This window comes from Undibacterium sp. Ren11W (genome assembly GCF_049340485.1).
In the GTDB taxonomy this organism is placed as follows: Bacteria; Pseudomonadota; Gammaproteobacteria; order Burkholderiales; family Burkholderiaceae_D; genus Undibacterium.
Genome location: NZ_JBMPPB010000008.1, coordinates 191,825 through 210,516, shown reverse-complemented (window position 1 = coordinate 210,516; position 18,692 = coordinate 191,825). Strand labels below are relative to the sequence as shown.

General features: G+C 49.4%; 16 protein-coding genes. 8 read left to right on the top strand and 8 right to left on the bottom strand.

Translation table 11 applies throughout. The annotated features are described in order from the left end of the window. Positions 1-600: 600 nt before the first annotated feature. On the bottom strand, positions 601-1,008 hold the full coding sequence (locus tag ACO0K8_RS17465; protein ID WP_422947938.1) for a transposase: 408 nt from the start codon (positions 1,006-1,008) through the stop codon (positions 601-603). Positions 1,009-1,040: 32 nt separating this feature from the next. Here ACO0K8_RS17465 and ACO0K8_RS17460 point away from each other — a divergent pair, with 32 nt between their 5' ends. From ACO0K8_RS17460 to ACO0K8_RS17430, 7 genes are all read left to right on the top strand, one after another. Continuing rightward, positions 1,041-1,199, top strand: a complete 159-nt coding sequence (locus ACO0K8_RS17460) for a hypothetical protein (RefSeq protein WP_422947937.1) — start codon at positions 1,041-1,043, stop codon at positions 1,197-1,199. Between the two features lie 579 nt (positions 1,200-1,778). After that, the gene (locus ACO0K8_RS17455; RefSeq protein WP_422947936.1) at positions 1,779-2,486 is read left to right on the top strand and encodes a lasso peptide biosynthesis protein; all 708 of its coding nucleotides are present in this window, start codon (positions 1,779-1,781) and stop codon (positions 2,484-2,486) included. Positions 2,487-2,556: 70 nt separating this feature from the next. Beyond that, positions 2,557-2,823: a DUF2326 domain-containing protein gene (locus ACO0K8_RS17450; protein ID WP_422947935.1), complete on the top strand. Its 267-nt coding sequence runs from the start codon at positions 2,557-2,559 to the stop codon at positions 2,821-2,823. 207 nt (positions 2,824-3,030) lie between these two features. After that, positions 3,031-3,177: a hypothetical protein gene (locus ACO0K8_RS17445; protein WP_422947934.1), complete on the top strand. Its 147-nt coding sequence runs from the start codon at positions 3,031-3,033 to the stop codon at positions 3,175-3,177. Between the two features lie 412 nt (positions 3,178-3,589). Continuing rightward, positions 3,590-4,474, top strand: a complete 885-nt coding sequence (locus ACO0K8_RS17440; protein WP_422947933.1) for a hypothetical protein — start codon at positions 3,590-3,592, stop codon at positions 4,472-4,474. 372 nt (positions 4,475-4,846) lie between these two features. Further along, positions 4,847-5,212, top strand: a complete 366-nt coding sequence (locus ACO0K8_RS17435; RefSeq protein WP_422947932.1) for a hypothetical protein — start codon at positions 4,847-4,849, stop codon at positions 5,210-5,212. A gap of 270 nt (positions 5,213-5,482) precedes the next feature. After that, positions 5,483-6,160, top strand: a complete 678-nt coding sequence (locus tag ACO0K8_RS17430; protein ID WP_422947931.1) for a hypothetical protein — start codon at positions 5,483-5,485, stop codon at positions 6,158-6,160. Between the two features lie 277 nt (positions 6,161-6,437). Here the strand turns inward: ACO0K8_RS17430 and ACO0K8_RS17425 are convergent, their stop codons facing one another. The 6 genes from ACO0K8_RS17425 to ACO0K8_RS17400 form a co-directional block, all read right to left on the bottom strand. Next, positions 6,438-7,478 (bottom strand): GMP reductase, encoded by a 1,041-nt coding sequence (locus tag ACO0K8_RS17425; protein WP_295759796.1) that lies wholly within the window; start codon positions 7,476-7,478, stop codon positions 6,438-6,440. 184 nt (positions 7,479-7,662) lie between these two features. Beyond that, a complete protein-coding gene (locus tag ACO0K8_RS17420; protein WP_422947930.1) occupies positions 7,663-8,604 on the bottom strand; it encodes a metallophosphoesterase family protein in 942 nt (313 codons plus the stop codon). 140 nt (positions 8,605-8,744) lie between these two features. After that, positions 8,745-10,211: an efflux transporter outer membrane subunit gene (locus tag ACO0K8_RS17415; protein WP_422947929.1), complete on the bottom strand. Its 1,467-nt coding sequence runs from the start codon at positions 10,209-10,211 to the stop codon at positions 8,745-8,747. Then, positions 10,204-13,362 (bottom strand): efflux RND transporter permease subunit, encoded by a 3,159-nt coding sequence (locus ACO0K8_RS17410; RefSeq protein ID WP_422947928.1) that lies wholly within the window; start codon positions 13,360-13,362, stop codon positions 10,204-10,206. The genes ACO0K8_RS17415 and ACO0K8_RS17410 overlap by 8 nt, the downstream gene beginning before the upstream one ends. Before the next feature lie 11 nt (positions 13,363-13,373). Then, positions 13,374-14,549 carry an efflux RND transporter periplasmic adaptor subunit gene (locus tag ACO0K8_RS17405; RefSeq protein ID WP_422947927.1) on the bottom strand — a complete coding sequence of 392 codons (1,176 nt, stop codon included), beginning with the start codon at positions 14,547-14,549 and terminating at the stop codon, positions 13,374-13,376. A gap of 193 nt (positions 14,550-14,742) precedes the next feature. Continuing rightward, positions 14,743-17,406, bottom strand: coding sequence for a heavy metal translocating P-type ATPase (locus ACO0K8_RS17400; protein WP_422947926.1), 2,664 nt, complete (start codon positions 17,404-17,406; stop codon positions 14,743-14,745). A gap of 67 nt (positions 17,407-17,473) precedes the next feature. On the opposite strand from ACO0K8_RS17400, the gene ACO0K8_RS17395 reads away from it, so the two are divergent. Continuing rightward, complete coding sequence (locus ACO0K8_RS17395; protein WP_422947925.1) at positions 17,474-17,902, top strand: MerR family transcriptional regulator; 429 nt, start codon at positions 17,474-17,476, stop codon at positions 17,900-17,902. Positions 17,903-18,113: 211 nt separating this feature from the next. On the opposite strand, the gene ACO0K8_RS17390 is transcribed toward ACO0K8_RS17395, so the two are convergent. Further along, positions 18,114-18,419 (bottom strand): hypothetical protein, encoded by a 306-nt coding sequence (locus ACO0K8_RS17390; RefSeq protein ID WP_126126903.1) that lies wholly within the window; start codon positions 18,417-18,419, stop codon positions 18,114-18,116. Between the last annotated feature and the right edge of the window lie 273 nt (positions 18,420-18,692).

Sequence of the window (18,692 nt, the reverse complement as noted above, 5' to 3'; positions counted from 1 at the left end):
TATCGCGCTTTTTGGCTGGGAGTGGGGGGCATTTTTACTCATTGTTACAAAAAATTGTTTTTTAGCCATGTATTTTAAGTGTCATAATCTTGCTGGATTTCTTCAATTTTCTATCCTTTTTTTGTGAAAGTGCATCTATGCTGAGTCGCGTAATAAAAATGCTGAAAGTTGCAATGGTGGCTCCATTGCTATTGAGTGCTGGGTTTGTTTAACCAAAAGGGGTCAGCATCACATTAGTTTTTGTCGCATTTAAATGCATTTACATTTCCTTAAAAATTAAAAGCCGAAATCCGTTTGATTCGGCTTCGTGATCGTTTCAGTCGTGCGTTTTGCCGGTCTTCCTGGTCAGGCTTGCGTTCTACGCACCCCACTAGCCGCACTCGTGGCGGCTTTAAATTTTTCACTTCCTAGCGTTTGCCCTTGCTATAGCGCGAGCCTTACATCATTGATCGCCGCCTGCTCTAATGCAGTCCTAAATAAATCCCGATAGGCGGCTTGCCGTCCATCTTGCTCTCTGCCTAACGCCAGATACTGCGGGTGCGGATGCCATCTCGTATCGCTCTGTCCTAAAGCGTGATGCCGGTAACTGGACCATCGGTATTACCCAGGGTCTTCCACCATGTTGGCTCTGACAGGGTTGAGTTCTATGTAACGCTGACAGAGTAAAAAATAGTCTTCGGTTTGCACCAGGCTGGATTTAAAACGTCCCTCCCATAAGGTGCCGCTGCGTTTATAAAAGCGGTTCACATATTGCACATAGCGTCGCCCCACCGATTGCATGAGTTTAGCTAATCCACCCGCTGTCTCTGGCGTAACGAGCATATGCACATGCTTAGTCATGAGGACATAAGCATGCACCTGACAACGCCAATCGACAGTTGCCTTAAATAGCCAATGGAGATAAGGCTGATAATCTTCATCGGCAAAAAAGCAGGACTCTAGCTTGACGCCTCGTTGGACAAGATGCTGCGGAATTCCCGCTAACTTAATGCGTGGGCGACGTGGCATGATTTAGTTTTAGTGGCGTTGAAAAGAATGCGATGCTGACCCCTTTGGTTTTCGGCAGCGGCACCACAAAAAGAATCGCTGATCGCTGGCGGCCGGATCTCGCTGGTGGGCACACGCAGGGGCAGGGTATGACAGCAGACAAAGAGCTAGACATTGTGCAACTGGTCTTGGCCGCCTGTCAGGCAGAATGATTTGATGCGGGTATTGCCGATCTGATAGAGCGCCGAATCTGTTAAGAGTACGGTGGCAGAACTATTTATGTCCGTAAAAAAAATCGCCTGAGCGAGGATGCGAAAAAGCAGGTGATTGCGGATGGTTTGACTAGCAAATCGACCCGGCAGATTACTTCAGAGAGGGGTATTAGCCGGGCTACGCTGTATCGTTTGATGAAGCGGGCGGGAATTTAGGAGCTGCTAGCTTAAACCTAGGTATAGCTGTGTTGGCGCTAGCTGATAAGTGTAAGTTTTTACTTACATTCCGTCAAATTAATACTCAAAATGATATTATTTTTTATTCGTTAAATTAGTATTTCAGTCAAAAAGACAGGTATCGATTCACTCGTGATTGATATTTGACAACTAGTAAGTTGATTTTTTTTTGATGCAAAGGAAAAATGGATATATTATTTGCAGTGTTTATTCCAACACTTCTTGCTCTTGGAAATTAAGTTTGTAAACATGTAAATATATCCGTAATCAACGATCCATCATTCATATGGGTTTCGGGATGTCAAATCTGAAGAAATACAGTCGTATTCGGGCGGAGGGTGCATGGGGCAAGCGAAGAACCGAGGGAGTCAGGAAGTAAGGATTGCGCAGGCGCATGAGCGAGCTAAATATGCGCATGAAATGAATATTGATACCCTTCTCTTATCTCCAGTGCAGCGCAGTTTATATCTGGAAATGGTGTGCAAACGAGGGGCCGATTTATCTAAGTCAATACCTCATGGCGAAGCGATCTGGTCCACATTTTTTGAATTGCTAAAATTCGTAGTCGAAAATGAATATCGTGGAGGATGTCACGATACATCGGCTGTTCTATACATGCTCCTGGCAGAGTTGGGCATCGAATCAACTCTTTGTGTTGGAGAGGTCGGCCTGGGTAAAAAATTCTTCGACCATTCTTGGATCGAAATTAACGGTCAGATTTTCGATGTTGCTATTTGCATGCCACTTCAGGCTGGATTAGCCGTTGGAGGGCCATTGTTTGCGAATGTTGACTTATCAACGGGTGGCTTGAGCACCCTACAGTTTGGGGTACAGAGTGGCCAAGGATTATGTGATGTCGCACAGGTTGTGCTGGATTCTGACCTAGTAACCTATGCAAAAAGCCAGCGGGAACCAAATCTTTGGACGCTCGCTGTTGTGATGCACAGCCGTTGTGGCAATGTGGATGCGACCTTCCAAGGGTTTAATGATCGGTATGGGCAAGTGCGCCGGAAGCTTCGGGCGAGCGCAGAAAATAAAATCTGCGTTTGAGTTTACGGCCAAAGTAGTAACAATGGAGTTAGTTTTAACATTCGGGAATATTTCTATACCAAATGTGTGAATGTTAGAGCTTAGCGTATTTGATCTTGCATATATTGAATTCGTAAATTTTAGTAAATTAAAACGCCCTACATTTGTTGTGTATGACAGTATTGAAGATGTTGATGTCCATCAGGTTTTTGATATTTTTCAAAAAGCTAATCATATTGATGATCAATACATCGTCGCACTGCTCAGCGACAAAGTTTTGGATGGGAAATTCTCGGTCTTTTGGGAAACTTGTGTAATTTTGGAACTTTCTGAGAGCAACAAGTTTTTTAAACTTTAAATCTAAAAAATATCAATAATTGGGCAATCCTATGGATAGATCGTAAACAGTCTATTTGCTGGGTTATCCAGATTAATTGATATTTGATCTCGATTGTTTCCAATGCTCCGGATCCTCAGGTTATTACCTCATCAAAACTCCTCTCACTTCCCCCTATTTTGAGACAATGCAATTTCTTATACTTCTCCCATAAAAGGAGAAGTTCACATGGTAGTAATCACTCTCGCGCAAGCGCAGGCGATGACGCGCGGCACTGCAATCGGGCAGATCGAGCGATTAAAAGCCTACGCAATCAGCCTCAAAAAACGCTGTGTGATGCGTGTGCGTATGCCCGCGATGCGCATGACAGCGTAGATATCAATCAAAAAACAGTTGAGTCGCTGTCTCATTGTGAAATTGCGCGGTGATCAAAGCACTGTGCGGGGCTGGTATTGCCTCAAAACGAGCCTTGCGTTGATTTTTACGCTTTTATGGCGAGGGCGTGAGTTTTTAAGTTGCTGAAAGGCATTAATTTAGTTAGACGTGTAGGCGGGCCTGTTAAATCTGCTATTTTGCTTAATTTTTCTTATTATTGAGATGGTTTTTTTATTGAGGTGTATTGAGGGTTATTGAGGGTTATTGAGGGTTATTGAGGGTTATTGAGGGTTATTGAGGGTTATTGAGTTTGCAATTATGTTATCATTTAATAATTTCATTATATTATTTAATCTAGCTAACCTAGATTGAAAACATTACTCAAAAATATTCTTAAAACTTAAGGACAAATATGCTGCATACAATATTACCTAAAATAACAATTTCTATTATTTTCGGTCTTATGCTTACTTCTTGCGGCGGCGGTAGTGGCAGTGATACAGAGTCCCAGCCCCAGCCCCAGCCCCAGCCCCAGCCCCAGCCCCAGCCCCAGCCCCAGCCAGGTCCGTTCGTCCTCGTTGGCGTTGAGGGTTTATTTGATGGAACATCAATATCAGGAGCCACTGTCTCCAAATTGATTTTGGACGACGGCACATTTTACGTAGTGCAATTTGGTCATCAAGATACGTCAAAGATTGCTTATTTCGCTAAAGGAAAAGGTAAGTTATTGGACGGTACTTTTAGGTCAAATGACTTTCGACTGGTAAGTTTGGGGAAAGCTAATCCTTCCAATCCAATTTATTCTTTTCAAGGAGGTATAGTTTATTTTGATCAAATATTAGGATCTGTGGTCCCTAGATCACTTAGCAGCTCGATACAGCATTTACCTCTTGCATTTGCTGTTGACTTTGATGTCTTACGCTATGAGCCGCAATATGAACAGTCAGCTAATTTATTGGACATTACAGGAAGTTACAGCGGAGCTATATCGTTTGGCAGCTCGGATTATCAAGCAGTAAATCCGCCGTTCAGCGATTTAGCCACTATTACAGCGGATGCAACAGGGATGCTCAAAGGCATAACTAAAAGTGGGTGTACGTTCTCAGGATATGTAACCCCGTATCGTAGGGGCAATGTATTCAATGCGAGTATTATTTTTGACGATATGCCATGTACTTTTGTAAAAAAAGGCGTTGCTGGTCACGCATATATTGAACCAAAAACAAAACGCTTATATATCGTAACAATGCAGCCCGATGGAGTCGACGGTGCTGTATTTACTGGCATTAAAAATTAGACTGCCTTAACTCGTAACTTGGGTCGTAACTCGCATAACTCGGGGTCACTTCTAACATTCCAACATTTCAAAATCCGTGCATTTTAATCTACTTATATGGCGAGACCTCTCCGATTAGAATTTGCTGGTGCTGTGTATAACGTGACTTCGCGCGGGGATAGGTGTGAGGCTATTTACCTCGATGACGATGACAGGCGAGAATGGCTGGCAGTACTTGCTTTGGTGTGCGATCGCTTCAATTGGGTAATGCATACGTATTGCCAGATGACGAACTACTATCATCTCGTAGTGGAAACCATTGAAGGGAATCTGTCGGCCGGGATGCGGCAATTAAATGGACTTTATACTTAGCGCTTTAATCGCCCCTATTACATGAGTGGGCATTTGTTCCAAGGTCGATACAAAGCGATTTTGGTGCGGATAGAAGCGCATCTACTTGAGCTATCGCGTTATGTGATGTTGAAGCCAGTGCGCACCGAGATGGTGCAGCTGCCGGAAGAATTGCCATGGAGTAGCTATCCGCTAGTGATGAACGACCAGCTGATGCCGGAAAGGCTGGATGCCGATCGGCTGCTCGGACAATTTGGCACGCAGCGCACCGCCGCTAGGCGTAATTTCAAACAAATTGTCCTGCACGGCGTAGGCTTAGATAATTGTCGCTTGCGCATAAACGCAGCCAGGCATCGCGTTTGGAAGACTATGCAGCACAAGTGCTCGATCGCAACCAAGCAATGGTAAGCGGCTACCGCTCCGGTGCCTACACCATGGCCGAAATCGCAGTATATTTTCTGTGTATTACATGACGGTAAGCCGTGCAGTACGCGCTGCGGAAATGTAATTTGAAAATGTTGGAATGTTAGAGCTGCCGTTGTTTTCGCCGTATTTTGGCTCGTTGGCAATAAAAGTTGTTTTGTAGCCATGTATTTTGTGTGCGATAATCTGGTTAGGTTTCTTCAATTTCCTATCTTTTTTTGTGAAAGTGCATCTATGCTGAGTCGCGTAATAAAAATGCTGAAAGTCGCAATGGTGGCTCCATTGCTATTAAGTGCTGGGTTTGTTGGTGCCACTCCACCGGAAAATGGTTGGTGGTGGAATCCTGCCGAAAGTGGTCGTGGTTTTGCAATTGAAGTGCAAAACGGCTCGATGTTTATGGCTGGTTTTATGTACGACAATGCGGGTACTCCAGTCTGGTACGTCTCGGGCCCCGCGCCGATGACTTCCGATGTCTTATACCAGGGTAAGTGGATATCGTATGCTAACGGTCAGACTTTAAATGGGCAGTACAAAAGTGCGGTGGTATCCAACGATGCTGTTGGCTCAGTCGTGATTAACTTTACCAGTACGACTACTGCTACTTTACAATTGCCGAATGGTACGGTCATGCCTTTGGTACGCTTTGGTTTTGGCCCACAGCAGCCAGGCCCTGTTTCCGCAACCTGTACAACATCGAACATCAATCTCGACAAATACAATCGCATTACCGTTGGCATGACGATGGCACAAGTTAACCAGACTTTAGGTTGTACTTACGTGCCTGGTTCAACCAGCCGGACTGCGACTTACGTGCTTAACACTTGGATGGTGTATGACAATGGGATCAAAGGCATACTGATTTACTTTGATAAAACGAATTCCGTCGTCACTGCACAACCGGGAAATATTTTTAAAAGTTCGTCAGGATTTTAATTTCAACATCTTGAAACTTTCATCCAGCCATCAAATTGTTTTAACTAACAAGACACCCACATAGATATTGAGATGGGTGTCTTATTGCGTGCTGCTGGCCAATATGCTGAAATTGAGTAAATTCCAAAATAACCGCATTTGCTTAGCTAGGGTTTAAAACGAACATGCCGCCATCACGCATATTCCATGCGGGTTTGCGGCCTGCCTGGCCTGTAACCCGCATGGAATATGCGCGTCCGGCCAGGTGTTTTTGAAAAATGCGTAAATAAGTGCGGAGCTAGGATTTACCAAACACTTCATTGAGTTGCTGGGTGACGCGGATAAAGGTGGTGCGCTTGGTGAGTTCCTTGAGCTTGTGCGCGCCGACGTAGGTGCAGGCCGAGCGCACGCCGCCGAGGATGTCGAGCAAGCTCGCTTCTACTGGGCCGCGATAAGGCAATAAGACTTCCTTACCTTCGGAGGCGCGGTATTTGGCGACGCCACCGGCGTATTTATCCATCGCGGCGCGGCTGCTCATACCGTAAAAACTCTTGAATTGCTGACCGTCGCGCTCGACCAGATCGCCGGCACATTCGTCGTGGCCCGCCAGCATGCCGCCTAGCATGATGAAATCGGCGCCGGCGCCAAAGGCCTTGGCCAAATCGCCCGGTACTACGCAACCGCCATCGGCGCAAATTTGCCCGCCCAGACCGTGGGCGGCATCGGCGCATTCTATCACTGCCGATAATTGCGGATAGCCAACGCCGGTCATCTTGCGGGTGGTGCAGACCGAGCCTGGGCCTATACCGACTTTGACGATATCGGCACCGGCCAGTATCAGTTCTTCGGTGATGTCGCCAGTGACGACGTTACCAGCCATGATGGTCAGGTGCGGATAGGTGGCGCGCACTTTTTTGACGAAATTGATGAAGCCTTCGGTGTAACCGTTGGCGACGTCTATGCAGACATATTCGATGGCGTTTTGCGCCTGATTCATGACGGCTGAAAATTTGTCGAAATCGCTCTGCGTGATACCCATAGAGTAAAACGCGGTCGATTTATGTTGCAGACCAGAAAAGTACTTCACCAGCTGCGCTTCATCATAATGCTTGTGCAAGGCAACTGACAATTGATGCCGGCCCAGCGCGGCAGCCATTTCCATGGTGCCTGTGCTATCCATATTGGCGGCGATGATGGGGATGCCGTGATAGGTCTTGCCAGAATGATGGAATACAAATTCGCGCTGCAACTCGACTTGCGCGCGCGAGGTGAGGGTGGATCTCTTGGGACGGATCAAGACGTCTTTGAAATCTAGCTTGAGGGACTCTTCTATATGCATGACAGCTCCGGTAAACGTCGGTGCGACGCGGCAGAGCTCCGGTTATCGGTGTGACAGGGGAAAGCTCTGAACCGTCATTTAGTATAGTCAGTTTTTGGCGCAGTGCGAGTTAGCGTTGGCAATAGCCGGTATCACAGATGCCGTATAGCTTAGGTAGATGACAGCGAGCTTAGTTGCAGCGTGCTTAATGGCAGCTGCCATGACCTTTGTCGCTGAAGCTGGCACCGGCTACCGGCAAGAATTCCCAATCATAACTATTGGCGTGCAGGCTCAACTTCAAGACGCCGTGGCTGTCGTTATTTCTCACTTCCGTGCTTGGTTTGGAAAAAAACAGGGGCGTTAGTTTCGCGCCGCCAGTACCGACCACAAAGCTGCGTATGCCGTTTTTATCGTCACGTTCGCCGCTACCATTGAGAGGGCTCATGCGTTCGTAATTATGGTCGTGCGATGCCATGACGATATCGGCTTTGGCTGCCGCCAGCATTTCCCATGCGGGCTGCATGATTTCGTTGTTGCCGTGCCCACCAGAGCTAAATACAGGGTGATGCCAGTAGGCCAGAATACAGCTGCGTTTGTTGCTGCTCAATTGTTGTTTCAGCCAGCTTAATTGCTCCTGCATGGGCTGACCGTCACGATTGCTATTGAGCGAAAGTATCAGCCAATTGCCGGCGGTTTTGCTGTAGTAACCGCGCCTATCAGGACCCGCCAGCTCTTCAAAATAATTGTAATAACCGAGCGCCGATGGCATGCCGTAATCATGGTTGCCGGGCGAGGGCAGGGTGCTGGCCTTGAACTTACCCCAGGTAGGCTCATAGCAATTATTAAATTCTTCAGGACGGCCCACAGGGTAGGTATTGTCGCCCAGGGTTAATACCAGCGCCTTGCTATCTAGTTGCAAACCGGCATTGATAATTTCGGCAGTCTTGGCCGCCATGCTCTCTTCGGGTGGCAATTTTTTACAGTCAGCGATGTCGCCAGCCACATACACGGTCAGACTTTTGATCGTTGCAGCAGGTTTGGCGGCTTTGGTTTTGGCCGCATTGGCAAATTCAGGGTAGGCGAGAGTGGCGCAACACAGGAGCGCGCAGCTAGTAAGGGACGCGCAACGCGCAAAAAAATCAGACATGGACAAAGTTCAGGTAAAGTAAGGGCTAGGCGTGACGCCAAGAGCAGCATTCTACCTGTTTCGTCTGGCTAAGGTGGGACCTTAGACCCATGAGAGTAGCCGTTCTATGCTGAACTAAGCTAAGCGCATGGGCTTACTCCTTATTGAGCGGCGCGTTGCCAGCCGCCGCCCAGAGATTTGTAGAGTTCTACGCGGGCGTTGATCTGGTTGCGTTGCGCACTGATCAGACTGAGTTGCGCATTGAACAGGCTGCGTTGTGCATCGAGCGCCTCCAGATAACTGGAGTAACCGTTTTCATAACGCAAATTGGCCAGTCGCAGTTGTCTTTGCAGGGCATAGACCTTGGTTTTTTCATTCAACACTTTTTCGCCCAGCACTTGATTGCTGATGATGCTGGTGCGGGTTTCGCTAAAGGCATTCTGCACCGCCAATTGATATACGGCAGCGGCTTGGCGTTCTCTGGCCTTGGCTTGATCGACCTGCGCCGCTGTCATGCCGTTGTCAAACAGCGGCATGCTGAGGTTGCCGACAAAGGAAGAGATATTTGAGCCGGTGCTAAACAGCTTGCCCAGGTCATTGCTTTCAAAACCGAGTAAGCCGGTCAATGAAATTTTCGGGAAATACGCTGCGCGTGCCGCCTCGATTCTGGCGCGTGCTGCCAGCAAATTCGCTTCGGCTTGCGCAATATCGGCGCGCCGCAGCAATAAATCGGAACTGAGCTGGGCCGGAACCGGATCAGCGACACGCAGATCGGGGATGGTTTTGCCGCGTTCTATACCGTGTTCGATCAGCGCGCGCGGTGCTTGCCCTGAGAGTATGCTGAGCGCTGCTTCTAGTTGCGCAATCGACTGTTTCAGATCAGGTAAGGCCGATAGTGTACTGGCCAGTTCTACCTCGGCCTGGCGCACGTCCAGTTCAGAGGTGACACCTCCGAGGAAGCGTTTTTGTTGCAAATCATAGGATTCTTGCCGCGATTTAACGGTGTCTTCGGCGATCTTCAGTTGTTCATCCAGGGCGCGCAAATTAAAATAATTTTGGGCGACTTCTGCATGTAAGGACAGTAAGGCGGCATCGCGATTGTATTCCGCCGCAAACAAATCTTGTCTGGCCGCGTTGCTGGCATTGCGTACCCGTCCCCATAAATCGAGCTCCCAGCTGGCTTGCCCGACTAATTGATAGTCTTTATTCGGATTACTGACAGCGCGCCCCAGATTTTCAGACTGGCGACTAGTGCTACCAGCAGCAGCCAGATCTATGCGTGGTAATTGGGCTGAAGACGTTATGCCAAACACGGCGCGTGCCTCGTCCAGTCTGGCGGTCACTTGCGCCAGATTCTGATTCGACTGATCCGCATCCGCGATCAATTGATTTAACACGCTATCGTTAAATTGCTCCCACCAATTGCTTTGCAGTTGAGCTTGATTTTCTGGCTGATCTGACTTAGCAGACTTAAGGACAGAGGCGCTTGCCGGAAGATCCATCACGGGCAAGCTACTTGATGGATTGAAGGCACAGCCAGCCAACAGCATTGCCAGTAGTGGCGCAATGCTCAAGGTAGAGGATTTGAGGGATTTGATCGGGAGTCTTGCATAGAAAGTTTTATGCATGATGGTCTCCTGCTGTGGCCTCGGTCGCAACGGGCAAACTGGCTACGGGTTTTTTCTTTTCACTCATTTGCATGATCAGTCGGAAGAACAGGGGGATGAAGAAAATCGCAATAACGGTGGCGGCCAGCATGCCGCCGATGACAGGCACCCCGAGCGCGACCCGGCTGCCAGAGCCGGCACCGCTGGAGGTCACCAGTGGCACGCAACCCAGAATAAAAGCCAGTGAGGTCATCACGATAGGGCGGAAGCGCAAGCGTGCCGCCTCCAACGCCGCTTCCAGTAAAGTGTCGCCTTCTTCATATTTCATGATGGCAAACTCGACGATCAAGATGGCATTTTTTGCCGCCAGGCCAACCAGAGTAATCAAGCCGACCTGGAAGTAAACATTATTCGTCAGTCCAGTTAAAAACACCGAGAGCAAGGCACCAAACAAGGCAAATGGCACTGCCGTAATCACCGCAAATGGCAGACTCCAGCGCTCGTATTGGGCCGCCAAAATCAGGAACACCATCACGATACCCATTAAGAAAGCCATGGCAGCGGCACCGCCAGCTTGTTTCTCTTGAAACGCCGAACCTGTCCATTGCAATTTGTAGTCCTTGCTGGTGAGGCTGGCTTCTACTTCTTCCAACGCTGCAATCGCCTGTCCTGAGCTAATCCCGGCGGCCGGTGTCGCCATGATTTTGGCGGCCTGAAAGACATTGAAGCGCTCGACCAATTCTGGCCCCAGCGATGTCTTCGCTTTTACCAGACTGGTCAGCGGTATCATATCGCCCTTATCCGAACGCACGTAGACATTGCGGATGTCGTCAGGGCGGGCGCGGTAATCTGCCTCAGACTGCAATTGGACGCGATAGGTGCGGCCAAACTGATTGAAATCATTCACATACACCTGCCCGAAGGTCGCCGACATGGCATCGAAGACCTGGTTAATATTCACGCCCAGGGCCTTGGTTTTCTCTCTGTCGAGGTCGAGATAAATTTGCGGCACATTGGCGCGGAAAGTGGTCGAGACGCTGGCAAACTCAGGACGTTTTTTGGCCTCGGCGACAAAATTATTTACCGCCGTTGAGAATGTCGCTGTGTTGCCGGAGCCGCGGTTTTGCAGATAGGCTTCGATCCCGCCGGTGGTTGACATACCGGAGATAGGTGGCGGGTTAAAGCTGGCGGAAAAACCATCTTTCATTCCCATATACGCCATACCCTGAAATGTTTTCGCCAGTGCGAATGAGCTATCCGCCTTGGCGCGCCGCTCTTCCCAATTTTTTAGAGTAACGAAGGAGATCCCGCTATTGCTGATGACGGCACCAGACAAAAGATCAAAACCGGTAAACGACACCACATTGGCGACGTTTTTATTTGCCATCAGCATCTGATCGAATTGCGCACCACTGAGTTCGGTGCGATTTAACGAGGCCGCGTCGGGCAGCATTACCACGCTGAGCAAATAACCCTGATCTTCATCCGGAACCAGAGTGCTAGGCACATGTTTAAGTAAAAACGCCATGGAAGCCAGAATCGCAGCAAAGATCAAAAACGCGATCGCCACTCGGCGATTCAGAAAAGCGACACCGCCCACATAACCATTGGTGAGCTTATCGAAAATTTTATTAAAGCCGACGAAAAAGCGATTCGGCTGATGGTGGGTGCTTTTTAGCAAAATCGCACATAAGGCCGGTGTCAAAGTGAGCGCAACGATGCCGGAAATCACTACCGAGACGGCGATGGTGACCGCAAATTGCTGGTACATCACGCCGGTCATACCACCCATGAAGGCGACCGGCAGAAACACCGCGCACAGCACTAAGACGATGGCCACTACCGGGCCTGAAACTTCTTCCATCCCCTGTATCGCCGCATCTTTCGGCGAACATTTGGTTTCGCTCATGATGCGCTCTACGTTTTCCAGCACCACGATGGCGTCATCGACCACAATACCGATCGCTAAGACTAATCCGAATAAGGTCAGCAAATTGATAGAGAAACCGAACGCCAGCATGCCGGCAAAGGTACCGATCAGGGAAATCGGTACCGCGATACAGGGGATCAAGGTAGCGCGGAAATTTTGCAGGAATAAATACACCACGATGAACACCAGCACGATCGCTTCGAGCAGCGTATGCAGCACTTCTTCGATAGAGATTTTGACGAAAGTGGTGGTGTCGTAAGGGATAGAATAAGCGATGCCTTCCGGGAAGCGCGCCTTGAGCTCTTCCATCTTGGCGGTAATCGCAGCGGCGACACCGATGGCATTGGCACCCGGTTGCAGATACAGACCCATCGCTACTGCCGACTTGCCGTTGAGTTTGGCTTTCAGATCATAATCTTTACCGCCCATTTCTACGCGAGCGACATCTTTGAGCCGGGTTTTAGCGCCGTCAGACATGGAGCGCACGATGATGTTTTCGAACTCTGCCACTGTGCTCAGGCGACCCTGGGCGTTCACGGTGTAGGTAAAATCGATAGGCTGGCTGGTCGGTTGCGCGCCAATTTTACCGGCTGAAAATTGTGAGTTTTGTTCACGGATAGCATTAATAATATCGGTCGGCGTCAGGCTTAGCTGCGCCAGCCTATCCGGACGCAGCCAGATGCGCATCGCGTAATCGGTGCCGCCAAACATGGTCAGATCGCCGACGCCAGGAATACGCTTGAGTTCATCGACGATATTTAACAGGGCGTAATTCGACAGGAAGGTGGTGTCGTAACGCCCATTCGGTGAATTGATCGCCACTAAATTTAGGATGGAGGTCGATTTCTTTTTTACCGTGACGCCCTGACGTTTGACTTCATCGGGCAATTGCGCCATGGCCGCAGAGACGCGGTTGTTAACGTTAATGGTGGCCTGATCGGGGTCAGTGCCGATGGCGAAGTAAACATTCATATTCATCTGGCCGTTTGAGGCGGAACCAGACTGCACATAAATCATTTTTTCGACGCCATTAATCTGTTGCTCCAGCGGCGCGGCCACGGTCTGCGCGATCACTTCTGGCGTTGCGCCAGGGAAATAAGCGACGACAGAAACCACGGGCGGTGTAATCCCCGGATATTGCTCTATCGGTAGCGACTTCATGGCGGCGAGACCGCCCAGCACGATGATGATGGAGATCACGCTGGCGAAAATAGGCCGCTCTATGAAAAATTTTGAAAACATGTGGCCTCCGCTTATTTGGTGCTGGCGGCGGCGCTGGCAGACTGATTGGCAGTCGCCGCGGTCGGACTCACGGTGGAGCCGGGCGGGGCCTTCATCTGTCCATCTATAATTACTTTTTCTCCGGCTTGCACACCGGATTCTATGATGACTTTGCCGTCGACTATGCTGCCTAGCTTGACTGGTTTTGGCACCACTTTATTTTCTTTGTCGACCGTGAATAAGATGTGATCCGCTTGCGATTGCATAATGGCGCGCTCTGGCACCACCAGCGCATTTTTCCTCACGCCCAGATCGAGAGTGACGCGCACAAATTGGCCTGGCAGCAATTCGCCCTTGGGGTTGCTGAAGATGGCGCGGGCTCGGATGGTGCCGGTTTTAGGGTCAACCCGGTTATCCGAGAAATTGATTTTTCCTTTGTGCTGGTAGAGGCTGCCATCCGACAGTTTGAGTGTTGCACTCAGGTTTTTTAGATCGTTGAGTGAGACCTTTTCGCTACGCACCGCCGCATCGAGCTCCTGTTTATCTTGTTCAGAGTAAGAAAAATTCACGTACAGGGGATCGAGTTGGGAAATGGTGGTGAGTTTGCCTGAATCGCCGCTGGCGCTGATCAAACTACCTTCCGATTGCACTAATTTACTAGTCGTGCCGGAAATTGGTGCGATGACTTTGGTATAGCCCAGATTCAATTCGGCTTGTTTCAGGCTCGCTTGCGCCGTGCTATTGCTGGCAACGGCTGTATTGTAGGCGGCATTGGCATCATCAAAATCTTTACGGCTGACGGCATTCTCTTTATACAGAGGTGCGATGCGGTCGCGGTCGGCGCGGGCTTTTTCTAATTTGGCGACCTCTTGCGAAAATACCCCCTTGGCTTGATCCAGCGCCGCCTTATATGGCTCGGGATCGATTTCAAATAAGACTTGTCCGGCCTGCACGATCTGGCCTTCGGTATAAGTTTTTTTGATGAAAATACCATTGACGCGAGAGCGCACATCCACATCACGGAACCCGGCAGTCTCACCCACCATTTCTTTAGTCAGAGGGGCATCGACTGGCGCCAGGCTGATTACCGTCACCGGAGCTGGCGGTCTTTGCTGAGCCTCGGGCGCTTTGCTGCAAGCGCTGATTGCGGCCAAAATAAACAGGCTGACAGAAGTTAGGCGGAGAGGAAATTGGGATGAACGAGACATGCAAATGCTCCAAAAAGTTTTGAAGTTGTAAAAAACAGGTCTCCTGAAAAGTATCAAAACTTATCAGGAAGACGAGGTTTTTTTGCATGTTATCAGAGATTTATCGGTATCAGCGATGTACAAAAGGAAAAGTTCCGGTTTCCGTTGCATTGGTAGCGACGATGAACCGGAAGCTTAGTGCGACTGCAAATATCTATAACTTGCTATGCCGTAAGCGTAGCGCATTGCTGATCACCGATACCGAAGACAGACTCATGGCGGCGCTGGCTATCATGGGGCTCAGTAAGATCCCAAACCATGGGTATAAGACGCCAGCGGCAATCGGTACGCCGACAAAATTGTAGGCAAAGGCGAAGAACAGATTCTGCCGTATGTTTTTCATCGCATGCTTGCTTAATGAACGCGCTTTGACGATGCCGCTCAGATCGCCTTTGACCAAGACCACATGGGCGCTGTGCATGGCGACATCGGTGCCGGTGCCCATGGCGATTCCGACATCGGCTTGCGCCAGCGCTGGTGCGTCGTTGATACCATCACCGGCCATGGCGACGATGCGCCCCTCTTGCTGTAGCTGCTGGACAAAACGATATTTATCCTCAGGCAGCACATCGGCATGTACTTCGCTTAAACCTAGTTGGCTCGCTACCGCCTGTGCGGTAAGCAGATTGTCGCCGGTCACTAGCACGATGCGGATGCCGGCATCCTGTAATTGTTTGATCGCTAGCCCGCTGCTAGGCTTGATGCTATCGGCCACGCTGATTAAGCCGGCCGCCTTGCCGTCGATGGCGATCATCATGACCGTTTGGCCCAATTGCTTGAGTTCGGTAGCGCGCTGCTCTAGCTCCTTCATCTCTATCGCATGATCTTGCATTAAATGCTGGTTACCGATCAAGACGCTTTTACCCGACCAGTTGGCACTGACGCCTTTGCCTGTGATCGAGGTAAAGTCGCTGATGCTGAGGATTGGCGCTTGATGTGTTTCGGCGTAATTGACAATGGCTCTGGCGACCGGATGTTCGCTAAGTTTTTCCATGGATAGCGCTAAAGACAATAGCTGGTCTTCGCTAAAACCCGGCGCGGCAACGATGGTTTGCAAAGCTGGCTTGCCTTCGGTCAGGGTGCCGGTTTTATCGATCACCAGGGTGTCGATTTTTTCTAATCTTTCCAGTGCCTCAGCATTCTTGATCAACACCCCTTCAGTAGCACCGCGTCCTATCCCTACCGTGACTGAGATAGGCGTCGCCAGCCCGAGCGCGCAAGGGCAGGCAATGATCAGTACCGAGACCGCTGCCATCAGCCCATTGGCTAATGCCGGGCTAGGGCCAAGCACGGCCCAGGCGAGGAAGGCCAGTACTGCGATGGCTATCACGCCGGGCACAAACCAGCCCGATACCGTGTCTGCCAGTTTTTGTATCGGTGCGCGTGAGCGACCAGCCTGATTCACCAGATCGATAATTTTTGCCAGCAAGGTGTCGCGCCCTATGCGTTCGGCGCGCATGCTAAAACTGCCTTGCTGATTCACGGTGCCAGCGCTGAGTTTATCGCCTGTTTGCTTGGTCACAGGCAAAGCTTCGCCTGTGATCATTGCTTCATCGACGTTAGAACGTCCTTCCAGCAAGACGCCATCAACCGGGATATGGGCACCAGGCTTGACACGTAAGACATCGTTCAATTGCACTTGATCGAGCGCGATTTCGCTTTCATCGCCATTGTCTCCTATGCGGATGGCTGTAGCCGGGGTCAGTGCCAGCAAGGATTTAATCGCCAGATTGGTTTGTGACCTGGCGCGCAGTTCTAGTACTTGGCCGAGTAACACCAGCGTGATGATGACGGCGGCAGCTTCAAAGTATAAAGGTGCCATACCGTTCATCTTGAAGGCTTGCGGCAGCAGCTCAGGAAACAATAAAGCCACCAGACTAAATAGATAGGCGGCGGCGGTGCCGACGCCGATTAGGCTGAACATATTTAGGTGGCCGCTTTTGAACGAGGCCAGCGCCCGTTCAAAAAATGGCAAACCTGCCCACAGTACCACTGGCGTGGCCAGCGCAAATTGCAACCAGCTAAATACACTCATTCCTAGCCAGCCGTGTATGTTGATACCTGGCAGCATATCGGCCATGGTCATGATCAGTAGCGGCAAACTGAGAGCCAGGCTGTATTTAAAACGACGCCTCATATCGTCGAGCTCGCTGGTATCTTCGGTGGCACTGGCCTCCTTCGGCTCTAAGGCCATACCGCAGATTGGGCAAGTGCCGGGGCCGACTTGTTCTATTTCCAGATGCATGGGGCAAGTGAAAATGGCATCCTTGGCCGCAGTTTTTGGTGCCGGGCGTTGCGCCGGATCTAGCCAGATCTGCGGATTCTGGCGAAATTTTTCCAGGCAACTGGCGGCGCAAAAATAATAGGTTGTATTTTGGTATTCGGTATGGTGCGGACTATCTGGCGTGACATTCATGCCACAGACCGGATCTTTTAAACCTGCAGCGCTATTGATTACCTCGTGTTCGCCGCCACAGCAGCCCGCTGCCGCTTTGCTGTGGACTAGCGGCGCTATGCCAGGCGCGGCAGCGGCCACCAGCGGCATCAAGAGTTTTTTTGCCTTCACGTAAGCCAGAGGCTCAGTATTGAATTTAGTCACGCAAGATGCGCTGCAAAAATAATAAGTGCTGCCTTGGTAACTGGCCATTTTCTCAGTATTTTTACTCACGCTCATGCCGCACACAGGATCGATATATTTTTTCTCGAGCGGAGTATTTGGTGCCTCACTTAACTGTGTAATTACTTCCTCTGTTGTCTTAGCTGCGCAACAAGCGCCATCGTGTTGTTCGGACGTAGGCGGGGGCTTGATTTGAGTCATCGCAAATTCTCCAGTCGATTTTTATCTTATGATAGACCCTGTACCCAAGAACGGAGTCAATCATTAAATGTCACATGATAAAAATCAAACTTCAGACCAGTTGACAATAGGCCAATTGGCGCGCGCCGCCGGGGTGGGGCTGGAGACCATACGCTACTATCAGCGCCGCGCCTTGTTGCCCGTGCCCGTGGTGGCGCGAGGCTATCGAACCTATCCCTTACTCTTGGTGCAACGGATACGGTTTATCAAGCGCGCACAGGAATTAGGATTTAGCTTGGCAGAGATCACGACCTTGTTGCAGTTGGAGGACAACGACGATAGGATTGCTATCCGCAAAGTGGCGGCAGATCGATTGCTACAGGTTGAGGAGAAGCTTGAGGACTTGCAAAAGATGCAGAAAATGTTGACCTCATTGATCCATGAATGCGAGGCTACCGCGCAAACTAAGGCATGCCCGATTATTCATGCTCTTGCAGAAAAGGGGAGTATGTCTTAAAACTGGCCTTTTTGCGTACATTCCTATTGCGTACTCATTTTATACTAGGCGGGAGTATTGATAATTTACGGAGAAGAACATCAATATGCTTACCTATATGCGAAACTGCTAGCCAAGCTATTTGCATCGGGCTGGCGATTAAACGCTGGGACGAAAAAAAACCTGAGTAGGCGCATGCGCCGCTCAGGCTTTAATCGGTTAAGCAGCAATATTAATTGCTGCCATCTTCCTTTGGTTTGAATTGCTTGTCGCTGATGCGGAATTTCGCGCGACGGTCGCCCATCAAGCCACGTAAATCCTTGATGCTGACATCGCTGATTTCGTGCATGCGTATCAACAAAGATGCGCCTACAGGCAAACGACGGTGACGGATTTTACTGATCACTGGTGGTGCTACTTCGAGTGCTCTCGACAAAGCAGCATCGTTTTTTAAATGTAATTGCTTGATCAGAGTATCCAATAAGTTATTTGGATCGTAGTCGATTTCATCAGATTCAAGCTGGGTCAGATTTGCCATAATTACCTCGCTGTTTTATATATGGTTATTGATGCGGAAAAATGTTGCTTCAATAAAAAATTAATCATCCGGTAATATTGTATCTTTAAAATGACTAATTTTTACTTTTGGGAATGATAAAATTTGTTAAATCTATTGACACATTACGTTAAGCGGCCGCAAATGTATCATTCGATAACATTACTGTAGTATAAGGTATGCAATATAGCAATATTAATCGAAGAAAATTTTGTTTTGTGTGCAAACGGCTGACATAAGTAATTTTTTATCGGT

Bases quoted from the DNA above. Each gene is read 5' to 3' on its own strand.
- ACO0K8_RS17465 (WP_422947938.1), bottom strand. From the start codon at position 1,008: ATGCCACGTCGCCCACGCATTAAGTTAGCGGGAATTCCGCAGCATCTT.
- ACO0K8_RS17460 (WP_422947937.1), top strand. From the start codon at position 1,041: ATGCTGACCCCTTTGGTTTTCGGCAGCGGCACCACAAAAAGAATCGCT.
- ACO0K8_RS17455 (WP_422947936.1), top strand. From the start codon at position 1,779: ATGGGGCAAGCGAAGAACCGAGGGAGTCAGGAAGTAAGGATTGCGCAG.
- ACO0K8_RS17450 (WP_422947935.1), top strand. From the start codon at position 2,557: ATGTTAGAGCTTAGCGTATTTGATCTTGCATATATTGAATTCGTAAAT.
- ACO0K8_RS17445 (WP_422947934.1), top strand. From the start codon at position 3,031: ATGGTAGTAATCACTCTCGCGCAAGCGCAGGCGATGACGCGCGGCACT.
- ACO0K8_RS17440 (WP_422947933.1), top strand. From the start codon at position 3,590: ATGCTGCATACAATATTACCTAAAATAACAATTTCTATTATTTTCGGT.
- ACO0K8_RS17435 (WP_422947932.1), top strand. From the start codon at position 4,847: ATGAGTGGGCATTTGTTCCAAGGTCGATACAAAGCGATTTTGGTGCGG.
- ACO0K8_RS17430 (WP_422947931.1), top strand. From the start codon at position 5,483: ATGCTGAAAGTCGCAATGGTGGCTCCATTGCTATTAAGTGCTGGGTTT.
- ACO0K8_RS17425 (WP_295759796.1), bottom strand. From the start codon at position 7,478: ATGCATATAGAAGAGTCCCTCAAGCTAGATTTCAAAGACGTCTTGATC.
- ACO0K8_RS17420 (WP_422947930.1), bottom strand. From the start codon at position 8,604: ATGTCTGATTTTTTTGCGCGTTGCGCGTCCCTTACTAGCTGCGCGCTC.
- ACO0K8_RS17415 (WP_422947929.1), bottom strand. From the start codon at position 10,211: ATGCATAAAACTTTCTATGCAAGACTCCCGATCAAATCCCTCAAATCC.
- ACO0K8_RS17410 (WP_422947928.1), bottom strand. From the start codon at position 13,362: ATGTTTTCAAAATTTTTCATAGAGCGGCCTATTTTCGCCAGCGTGATC.
- ACO0K8_RS17405 (WP_422947927.1), bottom strand. From the start codon at position 14,549: ATGTCTCGTTCATCCCAATTTCCTCTCCGCCTAACTTCTGTCAGCCTG.
- ACO0K8_RS17400 (WP_422947926.1), bottom strand. From the start codon at position 17,406: ATGACTCAAATCAAGCCCCCGCCTACGTCCGAACAACACGATGGCGCT.
- ACO0K8_RS17395 (WP_422947925.1), top strand. From the start codon at position 17,474: ATGTCACATGATAAAAATCAAACTTCAGACCAGTTGACAATAGGCCAA.
- ACO0K8_RS17390 (WP_126126903.1), bottom strand. From the start codon at position 18,419: ATGGCAAATCTGACCCAGCTTGAATCTGATGAAATCGACTACGATCCA.